Annotated in this window: 3 protein-coding genes; 2 read left to right on the forward strand and 1 reads right to left on the reverse strand. The window is 36.5% G+C overall.

Annotation, left to right across the window (positions count from 1 at the left end; translation table 11 throughout):
• The first annotated feature begins 176 nt into the window (after nt 1-176).
• Together G468_RS0116480 and G468_RS0116485 are read left to right on the forward strand one after the other, a co-directional pair.
• On the forward strand, nt 177-2,318 hold the full coding sequence (locus tag G468_RS0116480; protein ID WP_026823973.1) for a type IA DNA topoisomerase: 2,142 nt from the start codon (nt 177-179) through the stop codon (nt 2,316-2,318).
• Between the two features lie 6 nt (nt 2,319-2,324).
• Nucleotides 2,325-2,780: an H-NS histone family protein gene (locus G468_RS0116485; RefSeq protein WP_026823974.1), complete on the forward strand. Its 456-nt coding sequence runs from the start codon at nt 2,325-2,327 to the stop codon at nt 2,778-2,780.
• A gap of 142 nt (nt 2,781-2,922) precedes the next feature.
• On the opposite strand, the gene G468_RS0116490 is transcribed toward G468_RS0116485, so the two are convergent.
• Nucleotides 2,923-3,318 (reverse strand): hypothetical protein, encoded by a 396-nt coding sequence (locus G468_RS0116490; RefSeq protein ID WP_026823975.1) that lies wholly within the window; start codon nt 3,316-3,318, stop codon nt 2,923-2,925.
• Nucleotides 3,319-3,774 lie beyond the last annotated feature (456 nt).

Below are 3,774 nucleotides of genomic sequence, written 5' to 3' on the forward strand. Positions count from 1 at the left end.
TAACACCAATGATTTAATCAATAAAGCCAAGTTATTTTCATCCACGTATTTAACGAGCAATAAAAATGATTTGCGCTTAATTGACAACGAACTGACACAAAGATTTTTCGCCCCTGATTTTATCGCAGATGAAAATAAAAAAGCCCAACAAGCCAACTAAATAAGAGAGCAAAAAAATGAATTTATATATCGCAGAAAAACCGCAAATTGCCAGCGATATTGTTAAAGCGTTGGATGGTAAATTTACTCGAAAAGAAGGTTATTTTGAATCCGATAGGGATGTTGTCACATGGTGCTATGGTCACATTATCCAAAGTGCAGAGCCTGAAAATTATCACCCTGACTACAAACGCTGGAAAAAAGAAGACTTGCCGTTAAAACTCTATCCCGTTAAATACCAGCCATGTGAAGGAAAAGAAAAACAGGTTAAAATCGTGGTTGAGCTTATCAAAAAAGCAAACGTCATTATTCATGCTGGCGACCCTGATGATGAAGGGCAATTACTGGTTGATGAAGTCTTGATTTATGCCAACAACACAAAACCTGTTCAACGACTGCTGATTAATGATAATACCGATGCTGCTGTCAAAAAAGCGCTGAATAATTTAAAAGATAACCAGAAATTCAAGGGACTGTTTTATAAAGCCTTGGCTAGAAGTGTGGGTGATGATATTTACGGAAAGAGTATGACGCGTGCTTACACGGTCACCGCCCAACAAAAAGGTTATCGAGGAACGCCATTATCCGTTGGACGAGTACAAACGCCAATATTAGGCTTGATTTGTCGTCGTTATCTGGCAAATAAAAACCACAAGGAAAGTTTTTACTATACCATTACGGGCATCTTTGACCACTTAAAAGCGGAATTTGAAGCTAACTGGCAAATTAGCGAAAACGCCCCACAGGATGACAAGAAACGCTTAATCAATAAAGATTTTGGTGAACGGATAGCAAAATTCTGTGAAGGGAAAACAGCGGAGGTTGTGGCAGCAGCCGTAGACAACAAAGAAACCTCGCCCCCGTTGCCCTTTAATCTGGTGAAGTTACAACAATACATGAATAAAAACCACAGAATGACCGCAGCTAAAACACTGGAAATCACACAACAATTACGGGAAAAGTATAAAGCAATCACCTATAACCGTTCAGACTGTTCTTATCTTTCAGAAGAACAGTATAGTGAAGCTCCACAACTGATTAATGCATTAAAAAATCTACACTTGTTTTCTGAGGTAAAAACCCAAGATACACTGAAATCCAAAGCCTTTGATAGTACAAAAGTCACCGCCCATACTGCTATCATTCCTACCATTAATACGCCTGACTTAAGTCAGTTAAGTGATGATGAGAAAACCGTTTATTTAGCGATTGCCCGTTATTACCTTACTCAATTTTTGCCTAATAAACGTTATCAGGAAGCATCAGTGTTACTAAAAATTGACACTGAAACATTTACGGCACGGGCGACAAAGACTACCGATAACGGCTTTACGGAGTTTTTACAAGATAAAGAAAATGAAGAAGTAGAGCAAGATAAAGGTCAATTTGCGATATTGTCAAAAATTCGCACAGGTGAAAAAGTAGATTGTATAAAAGCCACCGTCAACACCAAGAAAACCACCCCACCCCCACTTTTTACCGAGGCAAGTTTACTTGCTGCTTTGGTGAGGGTTGCTGATTTTGTAACAGATGCTAAAATAAAAACACTACTCAAAACCAAAGACAAAGACAAAAAAGACGAACATGGGGGAATTGGTACACCCGCTACCCGTCATAGCATGATAGAAAAACTCAAAGCCCGTGAATTTATTGTTTTGGAGAAAAGAAATCTTATCCCGACGCAAAAAGGACTTGATTTTTTTCAGGCACTACCGGATATTGCCACCAATCCCGATATGACCGCGCTTTGGGCAGAAAAACAGGAACAGATTGCACAGGGAAATCTCACGGTTGATGAATTTGTCGAACAATTGTATGGTGACATTAATCGTCTGTTAGCGGATGATATTGGACAAAACCTAAAGATTGATACCCCAACAAATCAGACAAGCGCAACTATATGCTGCCCTAATTGCAACAAGGCATTATTGGATAAGCCTAAACTTGTCGTTTGTGAAGCGCAATGTGGCTTTAAAATATGGAAAACGGTTTGCGAGAAAATCCTCACCACAAAACAGATTGAAACACTGGTCAAAAAAGGAAAAACAGGCATTATCAAAGGCTTTAAGAGCAAAGCGGGTAAAAACTTTGATGCAGCGTTGATATTGCAGGACAAGACCACAGGGGCAACCCGATTTGAATTCGAAAATAACAGGTAAATTAATATGAGTGAAACAGCCAAAACGCTAAAAAGAGAAGAGGAATACCAGATTATTTCTAAGCATTTTAGTAGTATTACCACTATCCGAAAATTTGCGTTAACAAAAGATTTCGAGTGGCTACAGGAAGTTAAAGATAAACTGGAAGCGGTTATTGAGGAAAACAGAGAACTCTTTGAACAAGCCAAAAAAGAAGCCGAAGAAAAAGAAAAGCAACGCCTTGACCTGATTAAACTCATTGAAGACAGTGGCTTTAGTCTTGATTCACTCTTAAACCCTGTTACCACGGGCAAAATTAAGACGAAGAAAAAAAGTAGTATTAATGCACGGAAGCCAAAATATGAATTTTTAGACGAAAACGGCGATATCCAAACATGGTCAGGCAACGGAAAGCCACCCACAGCACTCCAAAAATTACTCGATGATGGAAATGAGCTAGAGGAATTTTTGATTAAAAATTAATAATTAGACGGTATTCATTACCGTCTAATTGAAAAAAGTTAGTGTGAAAATTCTTAGATTTCAGACCCATTCGTATTAGTCTTAACTTAATCTGACAAATACTGTATAAACAGCCAGTTAATATCAAATCAAGTCTGAGCTACTACAACCTATGATGTCTGTTTTTTTGTCCCTTCTTGCCCCTTCTTTTCCCTAAGTATGTTGATACAAAACATTTGATAATTGCTCTAGCAGGATTCGTATCAACGATACTGCAACCATAGTCACTTATTGCAGTATAGAAATCATCTTCAAAATCAAATTCATAACAAGAACCAGAATCAGAATCATTTGAAATAATTATATTATTTTTAGTGGCGATTTCCATCGCTTGTTCTAGATTATTACAATAATCAACGGTAAATGATTCTTGATTATCTCTATAGACAATTATTTCACTCTCACTTCCATCAACAGAATAAAATGTAGTCTCTTCACCAAAAAGACAGGCCGCAGTTATACAATTATAAAAATAATCACTTATCTCATCATCATTCATTTAATCCTCCAGTAAAAAATCTTAATAAAGCTGACCCAGTTATTGTTGTTGTCAACGATCACCGAAAACTGATCCACTTTTTAGTTAAATCCGATCAATCAATAGTAGGCAGTATTTATTATACCAGTATAAAAAAATTTAAAGGCTAAAGCCTGAATCTTGCTCTTGCCGTTGCTGTTTTTTCAGCTACTGTTGTTGCTCATGAGTGTGAACAAGAAAAAGGATGGGATGAAGTTAAGAAACTTAAAGCTATCCCCATAATTTACAGTGAAAATGAAATTATTTATGACTAATTCATATAAAAAATATAGGTACAGAAATAAAACTGTACCTATAAATTAGATATTGAAAGTTAAAATAACAGGAGGAGACTGACAATATCTATTAAAATTAAATATAACAGCCGATTATTTATTTGTACTTATATCATCTTTAATGCAAAAGGCACTTCCATCA

It is taken from the genome of Arsenophonus nasoniae DSM 15247 (genome assembly GCF_000429565.1).
GTDB lineage: Bacteria > Pseudomonadota > Gammaproteobacteria > Enterobacterales > Enterobacteriaceae > Arsenophonus > Arsenophonus nasoniae.